The organism is Sphingobacterium sp. UBA5789, assembly GCF_002418355.1.
In the GTDB taxonomy this organism is placed as follows: Bacteria; Bacteroidota; Bacteroidia; order Sphingobacteriales; family Sphingobacteriaceae; genus Sphingobacterium.
The window spans coordinates 145,917-169,770 of the sequence record NZ_DIDX01000004.1 but is presented as its reverse complement, the minus strand read 5'-3'; the positions used below and the strand labels follow the sequence as shown (position 1 = coordinate 169,770).

At 36.7% G+C, this 23,854-nt stretch carries 16 protein-coding genes; 2 read left to right on the top strand and 14 right to left on the bottom strand.

All coding sequences use genetic code 11. The features are described from left to right. Positions 1-89 precede the first annotated feature (89 nt). From nagA to B4B65_RS10040, 6 genes are all read right to left on the bottom strand, one after another. Complete coding sequence (gene nagA / locus B4B65_RS10065) at positions 90-1,289, bottom strand: N-acetylglucosamine-6-phosphate deacetylase (RefSeq protein ID WP_293915530.1); 1,200 nt, start codon at positions 1,287-1,289, stop codon at positions 90-92. A 293-nt stretch (positions 1,290-1,582) separates the two neighbouring features. Then, entirely contained in the window at positions 1,583-2,671 is a 1,089-nt protein-coding gene (locus tag B4B65_RS10060; RefSeq protein WP_293915529.1) for a phytase, read from the bottom strand. A 19-nt stretch (positions 2,672-2,690) separates the two neighbouring features. Next, complete coding sequence (locus B4B65_RS10055; protein ID WP_293915528.1) at positions 2,691-3,953, bottom strand: right-handed parallel beta-helix repeat-containing protein; 1,263 nt, start codon at positions 3,951-3,953, stop codon at positions 2,691-2,693. Positions 3,954-4,063: 110 nt separating this feature from the next. Further along, on the bottom strand, positions 4,064-6,841 hold the full coding sequence (locus tag B4B65_RS10050) for a TonB-dependent receptor (RefSeq protein WP_293915527.1): 2,778 nt from the start codon (positions 6,839-6,841) through the stop codon (positions 4,064-4,066). A gap of 261 nt (positions 6,842-7,102) precedes the next feature. Beyond that, entirely contained in the window at positions 7,103-8,704 is a 1,602-nt protein-coding gene (locus tag B4B65_RS10045; protein WP_293915526.1) for a tetratricopeptide repeat protein, read from the bottom strand. A gap of 148 nt (positions 8,705-8,852) precedes the next feature. After that, entirely contained in the window at positions 8,853-9,701 is an 849-nt protein-coding gene (locus B4B65_RS10040) for a hypothetical protein (RefSeq protein WP_293915525.1), read from the bottom strand. A gap of 319 nt (positions 9,702-10,020) precedes the next feature. Here B4B65_RS10040 and B4B65_RS10035 point away from each other — a divergent pair, with 319 nt between their 5' ends. After that, a complete protein-coding gene (locus B4B65_RS10035) occupies positions 10,021-10,671 on the top strand; it encodes an SLATT domain-containing protein (protein WP_293915524.1) in 651 nt (216 codons plus the stop codon). Between the two features lie 216 nt (positions 10,672-10,887). After that, a complete protein-coding gene (locus B4B65_RS10030) occupies positions 10,888-11,625 on the top strand; it encodes an NERD domain-containing protein (RefSeq protein WP_293915523.1) in 738 nt (245 codons plus the stop codon). A 279-nt stretch (positions 11,626-11,904) separates the two neighbouring features. On the opposite strand, the gene B4B65_RS10025 is transcribed toward B4B65_RS10030, so the two are convergent. From B4B65_RS10025 to B4B65_RS09990, 8 genes are all read right to left on the bottom strand, one after another. Beyond that, on the bottom strand, positions 11,905-12,999 hold the full coding sequence (locus B4B65_RS10025) for a Fic family protein (RefSeq protein WP_293915522.1): 1,095 nt from the start codon (positions 12,997-12,999) through the stop codon (positions 11,905-11,907). 817 nt (positions 13,000-13,816) lie between these two features. Next, on the bottom strand, positions 13,817-15,448 hold the full coding sequence (locus B4B65_RS10020; protein WP_293915521.1) for a type I restriction-modification system subunit M: 1,632 nt from the start codon (positions 15,446-15,448) through the stop codon (positions 13,817-13,819). Positions 15,449-15,465: 17 nt separating this feature from the next. Then, positions 15,466-16,650: an AAA family ATPase gene (locus B4B65_RS10015; protein ID WP_293915520.1), complete on the bottom strand. Its 1,185-nt coding sequence runs from the start codon at positions 16,648-16,650 to the stop codon at positions 15,466-15,468. Between the two features lie 3 nt (positions 16,651-16,653). Beyond that, positions 16,654-17,922: a restriction endonuclease subunit S gene (locus B4B65_RS10010; RefSeq protein ID WP_293915519.1), complete on the bottom strand. Its 1,269-nt coding sequence runs from the start codon at positions 17,920-17,922 to the stop codon at positions 16,654-16,656. Further along, positions 17,909-18,946, bottom strand: a complete 1,038-nt coding sequence (locus B4B65_RS10005; RefSeq protein WP_293915518.1) for a PDDEXK nuclease domain-containing protein — start codon at positions 18,944-18,946, stop codon at positions 17,909-17,911. The genes B4B65_RS10010 and B4B65_RS10005 overlap by 14 nt, the downstream gene beginning before the upstream one ends. A 4-nt stretch (positions 18,947-18,950) precedes the next feature. Then, positions 18,951-21,962: a type I restriction endonuclease subunit R gene (locus tag B4B65_RS10000; RefSeq protein ID WP_293915517.1), complete on the bottom strand. Its 3,012-nt coding sequence runs from the start codon at positions 21,960-21,962 to the stop codon at positions 18,951-18,953. Continuing rightward, positions 21,959-22,147 (bottom strand): helix-turn-helix transcriptional regulator, encoded by a 189-nt coding sequence (locus B4B65_RS09995; RefSeq protein ID WP_132775921.1) that lies wholly within the window; start codon positions 22,145-22,147, stop codon positions 21,959-21,961. Before B4B65_RS09995 ends, B4B65_RS10000 begins: the two co-directional genes overlap by 4 nt. 525 nt (positions 22,148-22,672) lie before the next feature. Continuing rightward, the gene (locus tag B4B65_RS09990; protein ID WP_293915516.1) at positions 22,673-23,419 is read right to left on the bottom strand and encodes a metallophosphoesterase; all 747 of its coding nucleotides are present in this window, start codon (positions 23,417-23,419) and stop codon (positions 22,673-22,675) included. Positions 23,420-23,854: the final 435 nt, after the last annotated feature.

The following is a 23,854-nucleotide window of genomic DNA, read 5'->3' as shown; positions in this document are numbered from 1 at the left end:
TGTGTATTTAGCAATCCACAAGTCTTTACCCTGTAAGCCATTTATACCTGAAAAATCATCAGTGTTTATGGCTGTCAATATATTTCGTACTAACCCGTTGTCAAACGATCATATCTGATCTCACCTTCCACTACGGTCATGTAGACTTCTATATTCTGATCAAACACAACGATATCCGCATCTTTACCTGTTTCCAAACTTCCTTTCCGATCCTGTACTCCCAGAATACGGGCAGGTACCGCTGTCAGCATAGATACCACTACTTCGAGCGGGATTCCGGCCAGATCCCGGTAGTTTCTGATCAGCTGATTACAGGTCGCTACACTTCCTGCAAATGCGGATCTGTCCGGCAGTTTGGCTACGCCTCCTTCCACCAGCACGGACAATCCATCCTGCACACGCCCAAGAACACTAGGCCCTTCGGGCATAGCGGCAGCACGCATCGCATCTGTTACCAATGCAATACGAGTGGGACCTTTGATCTTGTAAATTAATTTTAACAGCGGAGCGGGAACATGAATACCATCTGCAATAATCTCTACATCCATGCCGTCTAAATAGTATCCGGCCTCTATCACGCCTGCATAACGCTTTGCATTTTTGCGCACAATGGTAGACATGGCTGAATAAAAATGAGTCGCCAGGCGATAACCGTGATCATAGCCTTCCACGACTTCCTCAAACAGGGCATCTGTATGTGCCAGCGAGGCAATAATGCCTCTGGACTGCAGATAATCTCCAAAAGCCAAAGCCCCTGGAAGTTCAGGAGCAGCACTCCAGCGTGTAATATGCGGGCTGTAATCCAGTATAGCACTGTATTCCTTTACATCCGGATTCCGGATATATTTCGGATCCTGCGCTCCCCGCTGGTTCATGGCCAGATAAGGACCTTCCAGATGTAAACCTAACCAGGCTGCACCCTTCTTATTCTGAGGAAGAGCCGCTGCATAGGTATCTAATACAGCATACAGGTTTTCACTGTCAGCGGTTAGAGTTGTCGGACACATGGCTGTGGTTCCATAGCGGACATGTGTTTCGGAAACCCCTAGAAATGCTTCTACTGTTGCATCCATAAAGTCATATCCTCCACCGCCATGAACATGCATATCGATAAAACCGGCGGAGACATACCGTCCCTTCAAATCGATAATTTTCAACTCATCATCCTGTATTTCGGGCATCCCCTGACCAACTCCCGCAATACGTTTATCTACCACATACACATAGCCGTTTTCAAGGAGTGATGCAGGTAAAACAAGAATACAATTATGTAAAAGCAGTTTGGTCATGGTTACTATAATTTAGCTTTATTGCAATTGTTAACGTACACAATAATAACAAAAATGTTTTTACGATCAAATTTTTAATACTGATTTTTTACTTACTATACTTCTGGAGCATAGTAACAGACCTGTATCCGAAAACTGATTTTTCTTTGATAAGCGACCTGTACAGGCACTTTTTTGCGATTGAAAATCAATCCCGATTTACTTCCGCATAAGCACAAAAAAAAGCACAGTAAAAGATGATCTTTTACTGTGCTTCTGTTATTTTCAAGTCCCTGCCTGAAAAGCTTGTGAACTTATTTTTTAATTTTCAGTTCTTTGCCGGCTATATCTTCCCATCTGTAGAAATGAAATGTTTTATCATCACTCATCGCTACAAACAGTCCGTTTTTGAAGGTATCATTCAGCGGTACATTTACCACATCAGAACCATCGCTCTGACGAGCCGCTACAGGTACTGTTTTGAGTAACTGATGGGCATATGGGTTTTCTTTTGTCCCTTCACGGCTAAAGATCTGAAAACGATTTGCTCCCTGGTCAGATACCAGAATATAGCCGGTACTGTCCGTCAGCTTATAAATCGATATCCCTTCATGATCTTCTGCAAATCCGCTTGTAGCAAATAGAGCAAGCTGCTTATTTCCTTTTTCAGGATCAGCGTAATACTGACGCACTCCTGTCTGCTCATCCGAGTAGTAGATATAGCCCAGTTCATTATCTACAGCTATAGCTTCGATTTCTTTTTTACCCGAATATTCGCCAAACTTACGTACCAGCGTTGCTTTCACCTGTCCCTGACCATTGTCCTCCAGCAAATATTGCCACAGATATCCGTCCTTCGGACCGTTTTTACGGCCTACGATAGCATACATTTTACCTGTGGGTGCCGTGTATATAGCAATTCCCATCAGATCGCGGTAATCCGTACCTGTCTCTCCTTCAAATACCGGAATACCGCCGTTGTCCACTGCTTTCATATCCGGCAATGAGAAGATCCGCAGTTTATGCGTAAAACGCTCTGTCGTGATCGCAATATCCGTTGGTTTACCGTTCAGCATCAATCCGTAGGCCAGGTCTACATTATTCGGACGCTTTAAGTTGCGAACCACCTTATCTTTCACAATCTTTCCCTGCAGATCAAATACATAGAGCGCACCGTTTTCATCCTTGTCTGTACCCAGCACTAGACTTTTTGAAGGATCCGCCTTATTGATCCAGATTGCAGGATCATCCGAATCAAATTGTACAGCTTCGGAGATCACCGCAGGTTGTACTTCTGTACTATCTGTGCTGCCTGTATTGTGTTTACCGGGTTGCTGACAGGCGTATTGACTCATAAGTGTCAGTGCCAGTACAGCTAAATTTATCTTTTGTAGTTTGTTCATGATGTTGTTTATATCTCTGTTATAATTTTACGCCGTACGCCCCTACATATAATGCAGGCTCCGGAGAACTGTATCTTGTTCCGTTTTCCAGAACGATTCCGTCTTTATAATGACGCTTAAAGTTAGTAGTACCTTTTGTCAATGCAGGTGAATTGCCCTGCAAGTGAAAATCCCATGCTTTGTTGTAATCCGGCAGCGTCATTGCTGTATTGAGCGGATAGTTAACAAATTTAGGATCATTCTCCCCTGCCTTCGTTCCTTTTACATCGTTCACTCCGCCGATAACGTCATTCTTACCCGGTTGAAACTGATCTACTGTTGTCTGGTCAAATCCATAGTACCAGTTGTTACTGTATACAGAGCGGGTATCTTCCGGTTTCTTCGGGTCCCGTTTGATGCCAAAGCGAGTATTTGCGAACAGGTTATTGTACAGATCGGCACGTACTGTCGCTTCTACCCATACAGATCCGCCTTTGGCAGTAGGACGTCTCCAGCCGGTATTGACCATTGTATTGTTGTACGCGATGATGTAAGCCTGTGGTGTTCGGTCCCCTGTGTTGGACAACTTCAGCGCATTGGAATTCATGCTGTATACGATATTGTAAGCAACATCCGCCAGCGATCCTGACTTAAAGTTCATGGCATCACCACCGGTTATTCCGTTGGTATAGAATTCATTATTAGAAAAGATAATTTTACCGCCATCGATATACGTACAGTCTTCCTGAAAATGACGGATAATGCTGTGCTGTACAATCAGTTTGCCATTTACATTTGAAAACCAGATAGCCGGCAGATTTTCTCCGGGCTTGTTTTTATACAATCCCATTTTTACAGAAGTGGATGCGTCCGAAGTGGTACTGCCTCCGTATTCTAGAATGGTATAATCCAGTACCAGTTCCTTACAGGTTGGTGCAGCCAGAATTCCGCCCCATAATTTTCCGAATTTATTAGCTTCGGTTCTGTAAGGTTCAGAGATTGTAAACTTTACCGGATTTTCCGCTGTACCCAGGGAATACAGATTGCCTTTGACAATAATTTCAGGTTTGGCGATCGTATCCATCACAATGGTAACTCCCTCTTCAATAGTCAGCGATTGTCCTTCCGGAATGATAATATCACCTTTGATGACCTGTGTGCTTCCTTTAGCCCAGATACCCGATACTTCTCCTGTAGCTGATCCGTCTACGGGACGTGTATCGACATCAATATTTGCTTTCTCACAGCTTATGAACCCTGTCATAATCAGAAAAAGAGCTGTTAATTTGATATACTTTTTCATATGTATGTAATTTGATTTGCAATGGTTATATGGAATATCCAAACTATATTCATGGATGTTTGTGCAGTCTGTACTACATGGATATTTCATATATATTGTATTTATAAGGATTAGTTTAATTTATAACGAACACCAACCAGATAACTCTGACCGTAATAATCACTGCGGATTAAGGTCTGTCCACCGGAAACCAGATTTTCAGCAATTTTATCGTTCTCCGGATTCGTGCCTTTTATAAATAATTTCATCGGTGTATCTAATATATTATTGGCTTTTGCAAAGACCGTTAAACCATGTTTAAATCTTTTTTCTGCCGAAAAATCCATCTGAATAAATCCTTTTTGCCACAGATCATTATTCAGAAACTGAGATACTGTATTGATACGCGGACCTGTGTAAGCAGCGGCTACCTGTGCGTCCCATCCTGTTTTAGTATCCTTAAACAATAGCGCCAGATTGGCAATATGTTCGGACTGTCCGTATAAAGGTCGCGTCTGCTCTACTGAAATCGCTTCGATATCACCTGATGTTGGATTGATGCGTCGCTGTGTTTTGGGGGTGGTAATACGGGAATGCGTGTAGGTATAGTTTGCTTTCACCCCAAATTTATTGACGTACTTGATATAATCTACCTCAGCTCCATAATTATTGGCATTCCCAAAATTTCCCGGACTGTAGTAAATATCCTGTCCCCGTGTGGCATCTGCCTGAAAAGTATACTCAATCGGGTTTTTGATTTTCTTATAAAAAACTCCCGCTAAAAGCTGTTCCGAAGCTCCCGGAAATAATTCATAACGTAAATCAAAGTTATCCGCCAGAGCACGCATCAAATTAGGATTTCCACGTTCCTGATACTCTTCATTGACAACCTTACTTGGCACCAGTTCATAGAACCCCGGTCTGTTGAGAGACTTGGCGTAAGAAGCATGCAATTGGGATTTGCTGTCAAAAAGATATTTTACGGTCAGGCTCGGCAGGATATCCGTATACACCTGACGACCTGCAGGTGAGTTTTCACCGGCTGGAAACAACAGGTTATAACCCTGATTATTATGTTCCATACGTGCCCCACCGATGGCCTGAAGGCGTTCGGCCTGATAATTAAACATGGCATAGACAGCTGTTGTCTTTTCCGTAGCATCGTAGGTCAACGGATTACTTACCGCTCCTGTAGGATTGGTGACCCGAAGATTTAATTCGGTATAATTCTGATAATCCACGCCATACAACTTACCAATATCGGATTCAGAAGGTGCCAGGGTGTAGTTATTATAGAAACTGCTTCTCTGTTTGTCCCGGTAAAGACCACCGGCAGACAGTTCCAGATTAGCATCTTTCAGCTCCAGTTTATATTTCAGGTCCCAATAGGCCGCCATATCATCGTCAGTATTGCGTTCCCAGCGATAATTTACCGGAGCAGTATTGACTAGAGTAGTTCTGCGACGTTCGAAATTCTGTTCCAGACCATTCAGCGTGATTTGTGTATTCTGCGGAACATCATTTAAAGCCGATGAATATACCGCTGCCCAACGAATGCTGAATTTATCATCCAGCAGATTGTGTGTTCCCTGCAATGTTCCGTTGTATATCTTCTGATCAGTCTTACGGCTACGGGTCTGATAGACCAGTTCCGCATTGCCCAGATCAGGCTTATACTCTCCGTTGTAGTTCGTAGTCACCGCTTCCCTCACCTGCTCATTCAGCAGGTTGACATACATATTATAAAAGCTGAACTTGTTGTTCTGATCCAGTACATAGTCTACCTTTGAGTGAAGTCCCAAACGCTTTTGCTGTTCGGAATACTGACGTTCTACTTTATTGGTGATAACGGCATACTCGTCTGTACCTGTCACGGCATTATTGTAAAGGGTACTGGTACTTCCGCGATAGGTATTCTGGTAACTTCCGGCTACAATAACCCCCAGTTTATTATTAAAGAAACGTTGTCCAACGGACAGACTGCTCAGAATATTCGGTGCCGGTTGTTTGCTGCTGTAGTCCAGGGTGCCTTTGCTGAAATCTGCCTGTGAAGCTTTATAATCCCGGCCATTCAGTTCATAAGGGGATTTTGACTGTATACTGCCACTGTTGTAGGAAGTAAATTTATTATCAAAAAACAGCTGGCTGTATCCGGTAGATACATTGGCATTGATCTGTAATCTTTCCGGTGCATTTTTCATAATCATATTCACCGCACCTCCTATTGCATCGGCCTCCATATTTGGCGTCAGACTTTTATAGACTTCCAGTCTTTCCAGCAGATCGGAAGGAAAGATATCCAGTGGAATGTAGCGGTATTTATTGTCCGGAGAAGGTAATTTGACACCATTCACTAAAGTATAATTGTAGCGCTTATCCATACCTCTGAGGATAGCATACTGACCATCCCCGTTGCTGTTGCGCTCCAGCGATACCCCGGAGACACGTTGCATCACATTTGCGACTGTCAGGTCCGGAGAAAGCTCAATAGCTTTGCCGGAGATAATGTTCATGACCTGTGAAGCATTCTGTTCTATGCGTCGGGCTTCTCCATCTCCCGAACCGGCTCCTTTGCTCTTGATGGATACTTCCATCAATTGGGTGGATTTGGATAACAGGTAGAATGCAAATGGCGGCGTATCTTCTTTCAAAACTGTGATCTCCTCCACTACGCTTTCATAATTCAGATAGGAAATCTGTATGTTTTCCTTTCCGGCAGACAACCCTTTGATCTCAAACGATCCGTCAAGACCTGTACTTGCGGATTTACCGCTTTTTTCTAAAACTACAGTAGCACCGACAAGGGCTTCACCACTGAGTTTATCATAAACTTTACCTTTTATTTTTGTAGCATGGACCAGTCCCGCACAAAATAATAATGGAATCAAAATTGCAAATAATTTCTTCATTGCTTTTCAAATAATAGTCTGATTAAACGACAGGACAAAAGTGAAAAAACATTTGAAACAGCAAGAATTCTGAGCGTTACAAGAAGGCAACAGCGTTACAAACAGCGTAAACAAAACAACAACATAAAAACATAAATAATTGAAAATTAACAACTTAAAACAAAGTCAATTCTCCATTATCGTTACATCATCATTACATTAAGAAATTATTAAGCAGAACAGATTGGGAATTCAGAAAAATCTTTTGGATACAAAAATGACCTAAAGGGACTGGATAAAAAAACTAAGGTTATCCCCTTGTGCTATATGGAGTTTTTTCCTTAACCGGTACCTGGCCACACGCAGACTATCAGTAGATATCCCCAACATCACGGCTATCTCGGGTGAACTTAGATTCATTTTCATCAACGCAATAAGACGAAGATCTGAAGCTGTCAATTCTGTGCTGTAATTTTTCAGCTTTTCAAAAAACTGCTGATGGACCTGTTCAAAAGCCTGAGCAAATTCTTTCCAGTATTGTTCTTCACCGAAGGAATTATCGATCTCCTGTATAAGCTGCTGAAGCTGTCTTTTCTGATCACGACGTTCATCTTTTACCATGGCAGAGAGGTCTGCCCGCAATTGTTCCAGAAACTGTTTATTCTTGATCAGATTTAAGGTATGAATGGAGAGTTCATTTCCTTTGAGTACGAGTTGTTCGCGCAGCAAATCCTCTTCCAGCAGTTTATTTTCCAGCTGCAACTGCACAAAAGCATGTTCTGCCTCCCGCTTTTCGACCGTATTTTTCTGATCCCTGTTTTTCAGACGCTGCTGGCTGATGATCACCAATATCAGAACAACAGACAGTAAGGCACCAATAGAGAATGCAATCACCATAATACGGTTTACCTTACGGATACCATTCAGCCGGGCAATCTCATCAGCCTGTTTATTCATATCATAGAGTACCTGTAAAAAAGAGGTTTGCTTGAGTACCTCTTCCGAATAGACTTCCAGACTATAGGTACGGCTGAGTTCGGCATAATGATAAGCGCTGTCCAGTTGCCCCATTAGACCATAGGTCTTGCCCAGATCTTTGGTTGCTGAAGCCTTTTGATAGGTGTTTTTTGTTTTTTCGGACAGACGCAGGGCTTCTTTGGTTTTCGCGATACTTGCAGCATACTTTCCGGTTTTGCGTAAGATATCCCCCAGGTTATTGATGACTTCTATTGTGCCGGTCTCATTGTTTTGTGCTCTGTAAAGCAACAGAGACTGATTAAAATGTTCCTGCGCTTCATCATACCGCTCCAGGTCTTCATAGATGCTACCCAGATTTTCATATATTTTGGCTGCTCCTTCCGGATTATTACTGTGCTGAAACTTTTCGAGGGCCATTTTTTGGTAATAAAAGGCGCTGTCATATAACTGTCTCTTTTCATACACCTGCCCCATACTTCCCAGAATATTGGCTTGCCCTTCCTGATTTTTGGTCTTTTGATATAAGGTCAGCGCCTTCTTAAACAAATGCTGTGCCTTATCGTGTTGCTTATTGTAGAAATAGAGCATTCCGGTCTTCCCGAAATTCTGCGCCAACAGATCGGAATTTCCGACCTTTTCAAATGCGCTTTCGGCATCAATATAAAATTCAAGTGCCTGCTGATAATGTCCCTGATGGAAGCAGATCTCTCCCATTGCCTGCAGATATTCCCCTTCCAACTGCGGATTGTCAGCCTGTCTGGATTTCGCATAAAGCTCCTGTAAGGATCGCAAGGCGGTATCCGGGTGTTGTGTAGCCACAGCCTGTACCTTCCGTGGTACCTCCGACTGACCATACAGCAGATTTGCAATGGACAACAAATAACAGAAACAGAATAAGCGCAGCATAAGGTTGTTTGTCTTAATTGCCACAAAGTAACTGATACAGTATTAAGTTAATGTTAAATTAACAAGTAAGGTTGGGGATTGGGGGATATAAGGATGGAAGCTACAGGCGATTGTATAAATAGCAAAAGCACGAAATTATGCAGATTCTTTATTCCTCATTACTTACTGCACAATTTTTCATTTCAATACTAAACTCCAGATCTGGCATTTGGTTTAGAAAATCGATATTCCTTTTATCCAACAGCTTACCACTGCTTTCTATGGTGAGCTCCTGTAAATGGATTAAGTTTTGTAAAGGCAATAAGGTATTAAAATCGCTCGTATTCGCCAGAAAAATTGTCTTTAAGGATTTTACCTGAGAGAGAATTTCGATTACATTTTCCATGTTTTTGCAAGAAGTGAAATCTATATCTTCAAGTTGTGAAATCCCCGTAATCCATGTGATATCCACAATCGAAGGAATACTAACCAGATACAAAGCTTTTAAATTTTTGAAATTGGGTAAAGAAGCCCAGTTACAATCCTTACTCTTATCAATGGAAAGTGTTTCCAGTTGGGAATTAACCGGGAATTCAAATCCTTCTTCCTCAAATTTTTCGATGTACAGTGTTTTGAGCACCGGATGAGTAAACAGATTTTGAAAACGTTTGGAATAGCTTGTAAACAGTTCTTCCAGATGTTTCAACTGCGACCAGTCAAGATCTTCTTTGCCGTTGAACTTACAGTTTTTGATTTCTAATCGCTTTACGTTTTTAAATTGAAACAGCTCTTCACTTTTCCCGAATCCGATATCGCTCAGATGGACAATTTCCATTTCACTAAAGACTTCAGAAAACGCAGTATTGCTTAGCACATCTGACCCGGCTTCTTTTCCTGAGACAATCAGATTGCGAATATTTTCTGCTTTCATCATAGCAGAAATATCTGCTGCTGAATCTCCCTTTTCCAGTACAATAAACTGATCTGTTCTACCTTGTGTGGTTGTTCCCAGATACATGTTGCGATCTTTTATGTTTTTTTAGTTTCAATTTCCGGATAATAAACTTATCATACATTATGTGTAGTGGGGATTTTGGTTTTGGTTACATCGCAACAAAAATTATAAAACAAACGTAAATTTAGAACGTATTAAAAAAAACATGTGGTTTAATAAAAATAAATCTATAATTTAACTTAAATAGATACAATCAAATATTAAAATAACAATTAGTACATTTGTATTAATAATTCTAACCTGCTATAACAAAGATCAATATTAACTTTATTCTAATTCATTTTACGTACACATAATCTTTGAATATAGCAATAAATAACTTATGACAGAAAAATCTATATTTACAGGAGAAAAGGCATACTTAGAAAAAAGCTTTTTAGAAGAACTTTCATTAAAGGTGTGGACAACAAAAGGAGCAAGATTTCAGGCTGATCAAAGACTGCGTGCTAAAGCAAGGATGTCAAACATAAGTATGTCCATTTTTTCAGCCTACTTAATTATTGCAAGTTTGATATCAGTCTATGTGGATAATCATACGAATAACAATTTCCAACTGATTAATTACTTCGTAACAGCCTTATCTATTATATTATTAGTTCTTTCACAGTATGAAAACGCACAAGATTATAAATTGCGTGCTGAAAAACTGCACCAATGTGGATTAGATATAAGTGAGATTTATAATGAAGTAAGAATATTTAAAACTCTTACAGGTAGCACTGATGAGGAAATCAGAGTATTCTGCAAAAATATATCTTACAGATATCAGGCAATCTTAAGTAAATATGAAAATCATATGTCGATTGACTATTCTATGTTTAAAACGACTCAATCCCACTACTTTGACAATCTTAAGCCAAAGGACAGCAAAAAAATAAAGCGAAAGCTATGGTGGATAGTAAACGGTTGGTATACAATGTTAATAATAGGAACTCCTTTGGTATTTATAGCATTGAGTTTAATGAGATTTTAAAAGAATTTCACAACGCAATTAAATTTTCTCCATTAATTCGTCAGTTGCTAATTGCTTTAATTAATACGCTACATATAAATTCTATTAACTACTTTAATTATACACCATACAACAAGATTGGCATTCTATTATGCTCACAGATTAATAATATCAAAAGAACTACAAGAAATTAAATAAAGAGAAGCTAATTATTAACTTCACAAATGCATAGGTTTCATGAGTATCTCTAAAAATGACAAATTCTTAATTATTATTGTGCTTTTAGTAGGTTTTGTAATCTTAACTAGATTATTAAAACCAAAAATAAAAGGATACTTTGGTGAATTGCTAATCCGGTTTATTCTTTTATTTCTCAACAAAAAAGAATATAAAGTAATAAACGATGTAAGGCTTTATTACAATAGTTTAATGTCACAGATAGATCATATTGTAGTATCTCAATATGGAATATTTGTTATAGAAACTAAAAATTATAAAGGGTGGATCTTTGGAAGTGAAAACTCCTATGAGTGGACTCAAGTTATATTCAATAATAGATATAAACTATATAATCCATTACGTCAAAACTTAGGACACATTAAAGCTCTCAAAGCTAATTTAGAGAAGTACCCATATCTGGATTATTTTCCAATCGTTGTATTTACAGGTAAGGCACATTTGAAAGTGAATAGCTCATTTCCTGTAATAAAGTTTTATCGACTACTTAAAACAATAAAAAACTCAAGAGAGATCAATATTAGTGAATCAACAAGAGATGACATTTACAATTTATTGCTCCAATTAAATGGAAATAAGCCTAATATAATTCCTAAAAAATATGATAGTGAGAATTTAGAGAATAAAAATAATTTATGCCCAATGTGTAATAGTTCATTAATTTACAAGGAAGGAAAGTATGGGAGGTTTTTGGGATGTGCAGATTTTCCCAGATGCAGATATACTAAGAGAGTTTAATAACTTTTTCTAATCTTTCATAAACAGCTTCATTTATATCTAAATAAATGAAGCTGTTTATGATTTACCTTCAAAGAATATTATCATTTCCATATTTGCTATTTCATACAAAAAAACAACCTTAGTATAAAGTTGAAAATTTACTGACTACGTGTCTTTCTGATTATAAAATAGTAATAATTAACAATAAAAAATAACTTAGATTGATTTATGAGAGTTTTACTAATTTCATTTCTACCGGATACAAACAGTGATTTGTAGTCAGTAAAAATGAAATTACTACCAATTTAACTTATAATTTGTACTTCTACCTCCAGAATCTGTCTTAGATAAAATACCTTTACTCACGAGATCAGTAATATCACGGAGTGCGGTATCGGCAGAAACTTTTGTCATCTTTGCCCACTTTGATGAAGTCAAATTTCCTTCAAAATTATCCATTAATTTATTCAACATCATTCGTTGCCTGTCATTACTGATATTAACATTGTTTTGCATCCAAAAGTGATGTTTTCTGACGACTTTATCTATTATTGTATTTGAAGCAATAATAGCTTCTTTCAGGCAGTATAAAAACCAAACTACCCAACCGGTAATATCCGAATCTCCTTTTTGCGTTTTTTCTAGAATCATATAATACTCCTTACGTTCCTGTTTAATTTGCGCAGACATACTATAAAAGCGTTGATTGACACCATCTGCTTTCGACAATTGCATATCTGTTAATGCACGAGCAATCCGTCCATTTCCATCATCAAATGGATGTATAGTCACAAACCATAAATGTACAATAGAAGCTTTTAAAACTGGATCTATAAGGGAATCCGTATTAAACCAACCTATAAATTTCTCCATTTCTTCTTCGAGCCGTTCAGCTCCAGGTGCTTCAAAGTGTACAACTTCTTTTCCCATTCCTCCTGAAACGACTTGCATATCACCGCTTCTCCATTGCGCCACATCAATTTTGTACAATCCACTTCTTCCGATTGGAAATAATGCACCATGCCATCCAAATAATCTTTCTTTACTTACGGTCTTATCAGTATTCTGTGTAGCGTCTAGCATCATTTCTACTACACCATCGATATGACGATCAGAATTTACAAGACCCGAAGTGTCCAATCCTAATCGAGTAGCTATTGATGAGCGCACTTGTTCTGGATTTAATATCTCCCCTTCTATTTCTGATGATTTAACAACATCTTGGATAAGTGTTTCCAAGTTTGCTTCGTCTTTTAACTCAAATCCTAGCAATTCTACTTTTCCAATAAGCTTTCCTTGAAGATGCCGAACTTCGCTTAATAGATGAAGTATCTTCTCATCTTCCCATTGAAAATCTGTCCAATTATGTCGTTCGTGTATATAGACTGCCATAACCTCAAAATTATATGCGGTAAATATAAGCATTATTTACCGCAAAAAAAGCGGAGAATAAACTATTTATTCTCCGCTTTTAAAAACATTAATCGACATCGTTTTTCCCGTACAACAAAACATTAGATATTAGATAACGCAATTGAAATTTTAGGTCAAAATCCATATCAATCAACTCAGCGAGCCCGTATAATTTCAAAAGTTTAGCTAAATTATCGACATGCCCAGCATTCTCACGCTTGAACAAATTACTTAATTCTTTAATTCCTTTAAAAGGACTTCTTGTACTAAAAATTTTCTCTGCTATTTTCGCTCTTAATTGGTCAGGGTCTACAGCATCAGATAAAAAATAAAAGTCATTTTCAAAATTATCAACTTCAGCAAAAAACTCATTAATTTGGTTAAAGCTTTCAACAAAAGTTTTAGAAGTGACAGTGTGCTGATAAGTTCTGTTAGTTTCAAAGATAATTCCGACATTCCAAACTCCTGATGTAAATCACTGATTATTTGAATCTTCATCTTTTTAAAACTTTACAACATAAGAGTTCAATCAAAGTATCTCATTCAAAGAAAAGTCAAAAAGAACTAAATAACTGGTTAACAAACGAAGAAACACAAAATAAAAACAGCTTTACTTCCCGATACAAAAAGTGTTACACTCTGATTTTTAGCGTATTAAATTTTAAAAAATACAGATTACGTACAAGCGATTTTACATTCAAATCTAGGTATGTAGTAATTTTCCGATTTTGTAGACTTCAGCGTCCTTTCATCAAATTCTGTATTTTTTTGTTTAAAGCCAATTTATGAAGGACTATTATATTGTTTTCAATCCCAATTCTTTCAAAAATTCATTGTGTTTATTGGTACTGCTATTGATTTTTCGTTCAATTATTTCCAATTTCCTATGCACCTCTTTTAAATCGATAATCACTTCATCTTCTGCTGTACTTACATAACGGGAAATATTCAAATTATAACCGTTCTTTTCGATTTCATCCATCGAAACTTTGCGTGAATACCGCTCTCTTTCACTTCGAAATTGGTAAGTTTCTACAATATTTTTAATATGGTTCTCACTAAGTGAATTTTGTCGTTTTTCTTTTTCGTAATGTTCTGCTGCATTGATAAATAATACATCCTCTTGCTTCTTACACTTTTTTAACACCAAAATGCAAACTGGAATACCTGTAGAATAGAACAAATTAGGAGGCAGACCAATAACCGTATCAATATGGTTGTCTTTCAACAATTTCGTTCTTATGCGCTCTTCTGCACCACCACGAAACAGTACTCCGTGTGGCAAAATAATCGCCATCGTACCTTCTTTGCCAAGAAAGTGAAAGCCGTGCAATAAAAACGCAAAGTCGGCTGCCGATTTGGGAGCTAAGCCATAGCTTTTGAAACGAAAATCTTCACCCATTGTTTCGTTGGGTTCCCAACGCAAACTAAATGGTGGATTGGCAACGATGGCATCAAACTCTGTTTTTTTGCTTGGGTTCATTTCATTGAGTAAATCCCATTGATTGAGCAAAGTATCGCCGTGGAATATCTCAAACTCGGTATCTTTCATTCCGTGCAATAACATATTCATTCGGGCAAGGTTGTAGGTAGTAATATTCTTTTCCTGACCGTAAATTTTGCCAATACTTCCCTTAGCGTTTTTTAATTGATTACGAACATTCAAAAGTAAGGATCCCGAGCCGCAAGCCATATCCAGCACTTTATCCAACTTCGGTTTCAAACCTGTTGTAGGGTCTTGGCTGTCTAAAGTAACGATTTCGGAAAGAATGGTTGAAACTTCTTGCGGTGTGTAAAATTCTCCTGCTTTTTTTCCTGAACCTGCTGCAAATTTACCAATTAAATATTCATAAGCATCTCCAAGTGTATCGGTATCCGTTGAGAAATCAGCAATGCCCTCGGCAATCTTTCCAATAACCTTACAAAGTTTATCATTCCTTTCTTTTGGTGTTTTTCCTAACTTCTCCGAGTTGAGATTAATTTCAGAAAAAAGTCCTTTAAAGGTAGTACCAAACGATTCATTTTCGATATAGCGAAATCCATTTTCGAGTGTTTCTAATAAATCAGCATTTTGCGTACGAGCCAATTCGGTAATGTTACTCCACAGATATTTAGGTTCTATAACATAATGCACTTTTCTACGCATCTGTTCTTCAAACTCTTCTACGTCTTCCTCATTATTTTTGTACCATTCTTCTAACGGTGGCGGAATTACAAAATCGGGTCTTAAATCTTTTGACTTAATTTCAGGATAATCCTTTCCCAATTCTTTTTTAGCAGCTTCTTCGTAATTAAACGATAGATACCGAAGAAAGAGAAACGAAAGCATATAGTCACGAAAATCATCCGCATTCATTGCTCCCCGTAAATCATTCGCAATGTTCCAAAGTGTATCGCCTAATTTTTTATGTTGTTGTTTTTGTGTCATTCTTTTCTATTATTTCTTTAATTAAAAATATCTGGGAGTTTAAATTGATATTTATCAATAAATCCTTTAAGAATTTTTTTGAATAAATCCTTATTGTCATCATTCATAGGTGAAGGAGTAAATATGGAGTGCCTTCCGTGACTAAGTAACTGTACTGCTCTGTGATAAAGCACTTCATCTTCTAATCCATGGATAACTTCATCAATTTTATTATATCCAAAAAAACTCACAGCTTTTTCCATAACTGTTCTTAAACCATTAAAGTGATACGTATGAATAATTCCCGATTTTGCTACTTTTTGCAATTCACTCAGTAAAGCGATGTGATGAAAAAATGGGGTATCATCCGTATTTTGAAGACTATAATTTTGAGGGCTAATTGAATGAAGAAAATAGGTTTTCCCTTTCATTTTTAACTCATTGTGCATCACGTTAAAAAAAAGACTGTGATGTGTGGATATTACCACTTTTACTTTTCGATCTTTTTCTTCTTTTCTTTTCTCTCCAGCATCTTCAATTTCATTATATATCCCACCTTCTATCATAGTTGCTAAACCACAGGCTAGAGCAATAGCATTGTTTTCGTCCAAAGAGGAAATAGGGTCGTCTATATAAACATATTTTACCCAATCGTAACCTTCAGCACTATCGATTGCCAATTGATAAATTGCAAGAAAAAAACACCAAATAAAAAGATTCTCTTCACCTCGAGATACTTTTATTTTTTCGACATTTTGTGTAACTCCATTTACTAATTCTTCTCTAATAAATCTTACTGCCCAATGAATTTCTGGATTAGGCATATTCTCTTCACTAGGTTTAATATAATTAAAATCAATTCTAAAATTGAAATTACTATAATTATGGAGTATAGGTCTAATTTTATTCTCGATATCTAAATCCTCAATACCACCAAAAAACTTAGAATGTTTGTTTAAAAGAAGAACTCTGTGTTCATCATTATCCAAATCATTATCCCAAGTAAATAAATCTTCAGTGAATGCATTAAAGTATAGTGTGTCAATTTCTGGGCTTTTCTTTCTTCTTTTACTAATATTTTTAAACTCAACAGAAAGACGAGTTTTACCTGTCCCATTATGAGCATATAATAATACAAAGTTATGGTCGTTTAAATCGTCCCTTAATCTTACTGCAACATTTCTCAATGTCTTGTACTTATATATTTTTTTTTGATCACTCATCTTCTAATCATTCATTTTAGGAAACAAGCCCTGCATCAATCCTTTTTTATGCTGTTTCAATTGTTCTATTTGCTCGGTTTGTGATGTGATGAGTTCATCTAATGCATAAAGACAAGATGCGATTTTTTGTTGTTCTATCATTTTCGAAGGCAAAAAAACTTCTATATCTTCAATTTGTTGGAAAGACAAATTCGGAGGTTCATTCCCTGCAATATTTTTATTAATATTCTCAATCATTTTTGTTGTTTGAAGAAGATAATAAACAAAACTACTGTCATTGGAAGTTACTATTTTTCCGACACGTTGATTTAATAATGAGTTATTAAAAGCTTCATCAATTCGAGCGATTTTCAGCTTCATATTTAAAATGGGACGAGTTAAAGCTAATACATAATCACCTTTCTTTACTAAGAACTTCTTATATTTTTCTTTAAACTCCATAGGTAAAAAAGACTGCGTGTCATTTTTCATTTCTTGAATACCAACATCAGCAATTTTTATCCATCTTGTTCCGCTAGTGACATTATCATTACTTGCAAATGCATATCCTTGAAATATTGAAAACACTTGCTTTACAGGTTTTTTCTTCCACTCCCCATCATTCTCAAACTCCTTAAACCTATATCTAGGTACTTTCTCCCCCTCTTGCGGAAAAAGATTTTGCATCAATCCTTTTTTGTGGGATTTAAGTAAATCTAACTTTTGGCTGTGAGCTGTAATCATTTCTTCTAAAGATGAAATGCAAGACGCTATCTTTTGTTGTTCTTTTTTATCGACTGGTAGAATTAGAGATTTAGAAAGAAATGTATCATTATGAATGTTTATGGTATTTTTAGCTCCCTTTTGGATGATAGAAGATAAATAATTAATTGTTCTTTCTGGATATTCAAAATATGCATCCAGTATAATACCAATGTCGTTATTTTCAGGTCTAAAGACACCATATAACGGTGAAACAATAACTGGTGTTGAAACTTTACTTTGCTTTATAATTCCAAATGGAAAATCTCCAGTGGGACTTTTAGTATATATAATATCACCTGGCAATACTTTTTTGTAATTACTCGTATTACTTGCGGCAAAGACACGCCCCAAATGTTCAATTTGATTAACTACACCTTTATGTACTGACACTGAATAAACCTCTTCTTTTCCAGTACTTTTTTCTTTGTGTTCAAAGAGTACATCTGAAAGTTTTCTCTCAGCCCAAGTTTCATTCTTCTCAAACTCAGGGAAACGCAATTCGGGTATCAATTTTTTACTCTTGCTCATTTTCTCCTTCTGTTGCGTTTATTTCATTTAATACTAAGGCTTGCAATTCATCTTTTGGTAATAGCAATTGGTATTCGGCTACACCAATGGGCTTATTAATGTCCTGCAAAGCAATTTCTACATCCAAATGATCTTTATCGGCACAGAGAATAATGCCAATAGATGGATTCTCGTTTTCGCCTTTCTCCAATTTATCCAATAGGGAAAGATAAAAGTTCATTTTGCCTACGTATTCGGCTTTAAAACTGCCAATCTTTAATTCAATAGCCACCAAAGACTGTAATCCTCTGTGGAAGAAAAGCATATCTACAAAGTATTCTTTGTTGTTGTATTCCAATCGGTATTGGTTACCTATAAATGAAAAACCTTTGCCTAATTCCAATACAAAAGCCCTGATTTTGGTTATTAACCTGTTTTCTAATTCCAGCTCTTTTACAGGTTCTGTAATACCCAAAAATCCGAGATTGTACGAGCTTTTAAATACTTCGTTGGCATATTCGGCACTTATTTCGGGTAATGTATTCCTAAAATTATTGGTTTTTAGTTGGTTGTCAGCACTGCTATAGCTGTCCATTTTGATGGCGTTGAGTAATAAATCTCTTGACCAGCCTTTTGTAGCTACTTCATTAGAATAAAACGCAACAGCAGAAAGCGATTGGACTTTGTCTAAAAGCAACAAATTATGCCCCCACGGTAAAACTGCTACACCCTGTAGCAGTTTTGTATCTGCTTGATAATAACGTTCATAAAAGCGTTTCATATTCCACAAGTTGCGTGGGGATAAACCCATATCGGGAAATTCATTTTTGAGGTCAATAGATAATTGTTTTACAACACCACTACCGTAACCTTCTTCTAACTGTTTTTCAAAGAGTAGTTTTCCCAAATTCCAATACACGGAATTTGCAGTACTGTTTACCTGCTTTGCAATTAGCGTTCGGGCGGTATTAATTTGGCTTATCGCTTGATGTAAAATCTCCCGATACTCCGAAATATTTATATTTATTGGAGGTTGATTACTCATTTTTTTATTTATTATCATAAGCAGCCAAACCGCTTATTTCTCTACCTTGAGCTAGTTTTTTTAATTGAGGTACAAGGTCTTCCATTAATGACAATTCTTTTGCTCTACGTTCTTTCCAGCTTAAATCTAAAGGCTCCAGCAAATCCGTTAATTTTTCTCCGTCAAAAATCATACGGCTCATAATCGTATCTACAAAGGTTTTTAACACTGTGGTTTGTAAGCCGTACTTGTTGGCAAGGGTTGCAATTTCCTTATTATATTTTTCGTCTTTAAATGTATCGTAACCTTTTCGAAGCTCTTCTTCACTTAATCCTTTATTCCAATCTAAACTATCAATATACTGCGATAAGTCTTCTTCCTCGTCCATTAAATTGGAGTTGGACTTCAATAAACTTTTTACTTGTTCTTTGGTCATCTTCTGCTTACCTGGTTTCATTCCAAGATTTTCAGCAGTTAATCTCATTATGTAGTCATAATCAATTACAGCAGAAGCAAACAACACAAATTCGAAATCCAATTGCTGAATATCATCGGAAGCATTATCACCTTCTTTTTGTTGTATTTCCCGCAATTGTTTTGCCGTCTCTATATATGAACTGCGGAACTCCTGTAAAGTTTCTTTAGATAATATGGATTCAATTTTTTCCTTTTGTCTGTCGTCTAAATCTGTGTATTGGTCAAGCTGTGTTTTAAGTCGCTGTACTTCTTTGAAATTTTTAACAAAAGCAATCCGAGCTGCGTCACCTTTTAAGTTGTATACTTCTTCTGGTTCTCTGAGTAAATTGTTTTCCTGCATAAATACACCTAATTTTTCAACAGCTTCTTTATACTTGTCAATCATCACAGGTGCAGGTTCAACCAACCAAATTTCTCTTGATTTTTCTTTGTTATCTTCTCCCGAGAATAAAGCAATAGCTTGGTTTACGGCTTCTTGTTGTGAACGAAAATCGAGAATATTTCCATACGGTTTAGTGTCGTTCAACACACGGTTGGTTCTGGAAAATGCCTGAATCAATCCGTGATATTTCAGATTTTTGTCCACATACAAAGTATTCAAGAATTTACTATCAAACCCCGTGAGTAACATATCTACCACAATAGTTATATCTATTTTTTCTTTGTGAGGTACGTCTTTGTTGCTGTATTTTTGGTCTTTGATACGTCTTTGTACATCTTGATAATACAAATCAAATTCGTTGATATTATGATTGGTTTTATATTGTGTATTGTAATCGGCAATAATTTGCATTAATGCCTTTTTCTTTTCTTCGGGATTTTGCTGATTATCCTCTCTTTCTTGTGTTAAATCTTCTTGAAGTTGCTTAATGTCAGCAGCATTGTTTTGACTTCTTTGATCTCCATCTTTTGTCATTAATTGAGCAGGTGGAGAAAATACGCAAACGATATTTAGCGGAACAAAGTTTGGATTATTATTTTGCTTTATCTTTTGTAATTCCTTAAAAATTTGATAATATTCAATAGCGTTATTGATAGAAGATGTTGCCAATACCGCATTAAATTTACGCTCGTTAGTTGCTGCATCGTGTTTTTCCAGAATAGCGTCTACTACGGCTTGTTGGGCAATCGCTTCGCCTGGTTTGGCATTCTGCGAGCCTTCGCCTTTGAAATAATCAATATGGAACTTCAATACATTTCTATCGTCTATGGCGTGTGTTATAGTGTAAGCGTGTAATTCTTTTTCAAAAATATCTTGTGTGGTTTTAAAAGTCTCGTATTCTCCTTCACGTATTTTATAAGTAGCATTGTCGGGAAAAATAGGTGTTCCCGTAAAACCAAATAATTGTGCATTAGGAAAAAATTCTTTGATAGCTTTATGATTTTCACCAAACTGTGAACGGTGACACTCGTCAAAAATAAAAACAATACGTTGTTTGCTCAACGGCTCTAAACGTTCTTTGTAGTTTTTCTTTTGGGTACCATCTAAAGCCAAACCTAATTTTTGAATGGTGGTAACAATTACTTTATCCGCATAATCAGTAGAGAGTAAACGCCTTACCAACGTTTCAGTATTGGTATTTTCCTCCACACTGCCTTCCTGAAATTTATTAAATTCCTCACGAGTTTGTCTGTCCAAATCTTTCCGATCTACTACAAACAAGCATTTTTCAATTTCGGGATTATCCTTTAAAAGTGTAGATGCTTTAAAAGAAGTCAGTGTTTTACCGCTTCCCGTAGTGTGCCAGATATAGCCATTTCCACGATTTTGATTGACACATTCTTCAATAGCTTTTACAGCATAAATTTGATATGGTCGCATCACGAGCATTTTCTGCTCACTTTGCACCAATACCATATATTTGCTAATCATCTCGCCCAATGTGCATTTCTTAAGGAATTTATCCGTAAAGTCTTCAAGATGTTTAATTTTCCTATTTTTTTCATCTGCCAAATGATAAGCAGGTAAAAATTGCTCATCGGCATTAAATTGGAAATGTTGTTTTATATTGTTCGCAAAATAAAAGGTGTTTGTTCTGTTACTTACAATAAACAACTGCATAAAGCAAAGCAGTGAATTTCCGAAACCATTGCCTGCTTCATTTTTATAATCCACAATTTGCTGCATTGCTTTTCGTGGCGAAATGTCCAATTTTTTCAATTCAATTTGCACCATAGGCAAACCGTTGATAAGCAAAATCACATCGAATCGTTGATGGCTGTTTTCCGTATTAATACGTAATTGGCTAACTACTTCATACTCATTTTTGCACCAGTCTTTGATATTGACCAATGTATAATGTAAAGGTGTTCCATCTTCACGTTGAAAATACTGTCTTTCACGCAAAACTTTAGAAGCAGCAAATACATCAGGATTAATGATTTGTTCCCGAAGTCTTAAAAATTCACTGTCAGAAAGCCGAACACGGTTCAATTCTTCAAATTTAGTCTTGAAGTTTTGCTCCAGTGTTTTTCTGTCAAAAATATCTGGACGATGAATATATTTCAGCCCTTTTAGTTGCTCAATTAGTTGTTCTTCTATTTGGTTTTCTTTACTCATTCTTCTATCAATAAATCTTTTGCATTAACGCCTAAAACTTTAGCAATTCGATACAAATCCTCGATGCTTGGTTGCCTTACGTTTCGAGCGTACTCGTTAACGGTGTTGTAACTTTTGTCCAACTTCTTAGCAAGCCAAGCTTGTGAGATTCCTTTCTCTTTTAAAACGTCTTTAATTCGGTTCATTGAAGCCTAATTAATTTTCAACTGTTCAAAGATAGTCAAATTACACTGTCCAATAGTGTAAAATATCACAATATTCTAGTGAAAGGTAAAGTTGTTTTTTAGCATTGATAAACTCGCTAAGCTATAATAGATTTATTAAATATTTGTCACAGTTGGGGCTGTACTTATGGTTAAAGCAATGGAGTGAAATTTGAATAGCTATAATACTTACTTATCTTTGCATGAGTAATTTTCACCATAATTTAAAGCTTACATAACAAACCATGTCTCGATCAGTAAGAAAAACTAAAATATTCGGAATCACTACTGCTGAAACAGAAAAACAGGACAAAAGGCGATGGAATAGAATTTTTAGAAGAGTTTGTAAAAAACTAACTAGTCTAGAAAAAGATGCTCCAGTTAGATTGCGTAGTGTTACTAACGTGTGGGATGGTGCAAAAGATGGGAGGAGATATTATCGTAACGCCACAAATAAAGATATGAGAAAGTAGTTTTTGTGTGTCTTTGAGCAAGGATTACTTCAGTCTATATATCAATAATCAATTCTCTCTCGTATCCATTATAAGGTTCATCAATATAACCATGAGAGTTGCAGATAATTTCTGTTTTACCAATATGATAACGTGTCGGGGTATGGATATGGCCATGGATCCAAAAATCAGGCTGGTGCTTTAAAATAAAATCATCCATATTTGAAGCGTAAGCAGAAGTGACTGGATCCTTTCTATACTTTTCAGGAACAGATTGTAAACTTGGACCATGATGTGTGATAACAATATTCTTAGATCTCTCTGATTCTGATAGGTTCCGTTCTAACACCATTCTTGATACTTGATGGATTTTATAAGTATCTATAGAACGTATTTTCGAATAAGATGGATCTCGCCTTATCATCTTGTAGTCATTCATAGCATATTGACAAATAATTCCATATTCAACTGGATCGCCAAAAATTGAAAAGTCTGTCCATAAAGTACAGCCATGAAATCGAACATCTTCTATATCAATAAATGAATCTTCCAATACATGGACATTGGTGTTTTTTGACAATGTTTTTAGTTTATTTAGGATTTTAGGATAAGAGTTTTTGTAATATTCATGATTGCCAAGTACATAAATCACAGGTTTCGCTTTAATCTTTGATTGTATCCAATGTAACCCCTTTATTCCCAAGTTAATGTCGCCAGCAATAGCTATAACATCAGTATTATCAAAAGACAATTCCGACACCCCAAATTCTTGATGTAAATCACTGATAACTTGAATTTTCATCGTTGCAAATCTAAAATTATTGGTTTATTCTTTATCTCATACCTGTCATCCAGCACTCTTGTATCTGAAATTGCTACAATCGGCATATTCAAATTTATAGATTATACGCTCTAAAACAATAAAAAGTGGTATAAATATCCGTAAATCCGTATATTTATACCATTAATTTATTGAACGAAACAGCGTAAGCTATCGTTATGGTTTATCAGAAATTGCGACCTTCAGATTACAACCGTTATAGCGATAGACTTACGCCCGTGCCTCATAATGGGCGTGGGCTAAGTCTATCTGGTTGTAAGGGCCGTCGCAAGCCTCTGATAAGGATATGATTTTAGTTCCACGCTTTTTTGTTTCCCAAACAATTTAGAGTATGGCGCAACCTCGATTTTATTTCAAAAACAGCAAATCAGTACTTCAGATTTTGTCAGACTCCAA

Excerpts from the sequence above, each read along its gene's own strand:
- nagA (WP_293915530.1), bottom strand. The coding sequence starts at position 1,289 with ATGACCAAACTGCTTTTACATAATTGTATTCTTGTTTTACCTGCATCA.
- B4B65_RS10060 (WP_293915529.1), bottom strand. The coding sequence starts at position 2,671 with ATGAACAAACTACAAAAGATAAATTTAGCTGTACTGGCACTGACACTT.
- B4B65_RS10055 (WP_293915528.1), bottom strand. The coding sequence starts at position 3,953 with ATGAAAAAGTATATCAAATTAACAGCTCTTTTTCTGATTATGACAGGG.
- B4B65_RS10050 (WP_293915527.1), bottom strand. The coding sequence starts at position 6,841 with ATGAAGAAATTATTTGCAATTTTGATTCCATTATTATTTTGTGCGGGA.
- B4B65_RS10045 (WP_293915526.1), bottom strand. The coding sequence starts at position 8,704 with ATGCTGCGCTTATTCTGTTTCTGTTATTTGTTGTCCATTGCAAATCTG.
- B4B65_RS10040 (WP_293915525.1), bottom strand. The coding sequence starts at position 9,701 with ATGTATCTGGGAACAACCACACAAGGTAGAACAGATCAGTTTATTGTA.
- B4B65_RS10035 (WP_293915524.1), top strand. The coding sequence starts at position 10,021 with ATGACAGAAAAATCTATATTTACAGGAGAAAAGGCATACTTAGAAAAA.
- B4B65_RS10030 (WP_293915523.1), top strand. The coding sequence starts at position 10,888 with ATGAGTATCTCTAAAAATGACAAATTCTTAATTATTATTGTGCTTTTA.
- B4B65_RS10025 (WP_293915522.1), bottom strand. The coding sequence starts at position 12,999 with ATGGCAGTCTATATACACGAACGACATAATTGGACAGATTTTCAATGG.
- B4B65_RS10020 (WP_293915521.1), bottom strand. The coding sequence starts at position 15,448 with ATGACACAAAAACAACAACATAAAAAATTAGGCGATACACTTTGGAAC.
- B4B65_RS10015 (WP_293915520.1), bottom strand. The coding sequence starts at position 16,650 with ATGAGTGATCAAAAAAAAATATATAAGTACAAGACATTGAGAAATGTT.
- B4B65_RS10010 (WP_293915519.1), bottom strand. The coding sequence starts at position 17,922 with ATGAGCAAGAGTAAAAAATTGATACCCGAATTGCGTTTCCCTGAGTTT.
- B4B65_RS10005 (WP_293915518.1), bottom strand. The coding sequence starts at position 18,946 with ATGAGTAATCAACCTCCAATAAATATAAATATTTCGGAGTATCGGGAG.
- B4B65_RS10000 (WP_293915517.1), bottom strand. The coding sequence starts at position 21,962 with ATGAGTAAAGAAAACCAAATAGAAGAACAACTAATTGAGCAACTAAAA.
- B4B65_RS09995 (WP_132775921.1), bottom strand. The coding sequence starts at position 22,147 with ATGAACCGAATTAAAGACGTTTTAAAAGAGAAAGGAATCTCACAAGCT.
- B4B65_RS09990 (WP_293915516.1), bottom strand. The coding sequence starts at position 23,419 with ATGAAAATTCAAGTTATCAGTGATTTACATCAAGAATTTGGGGTGTCG.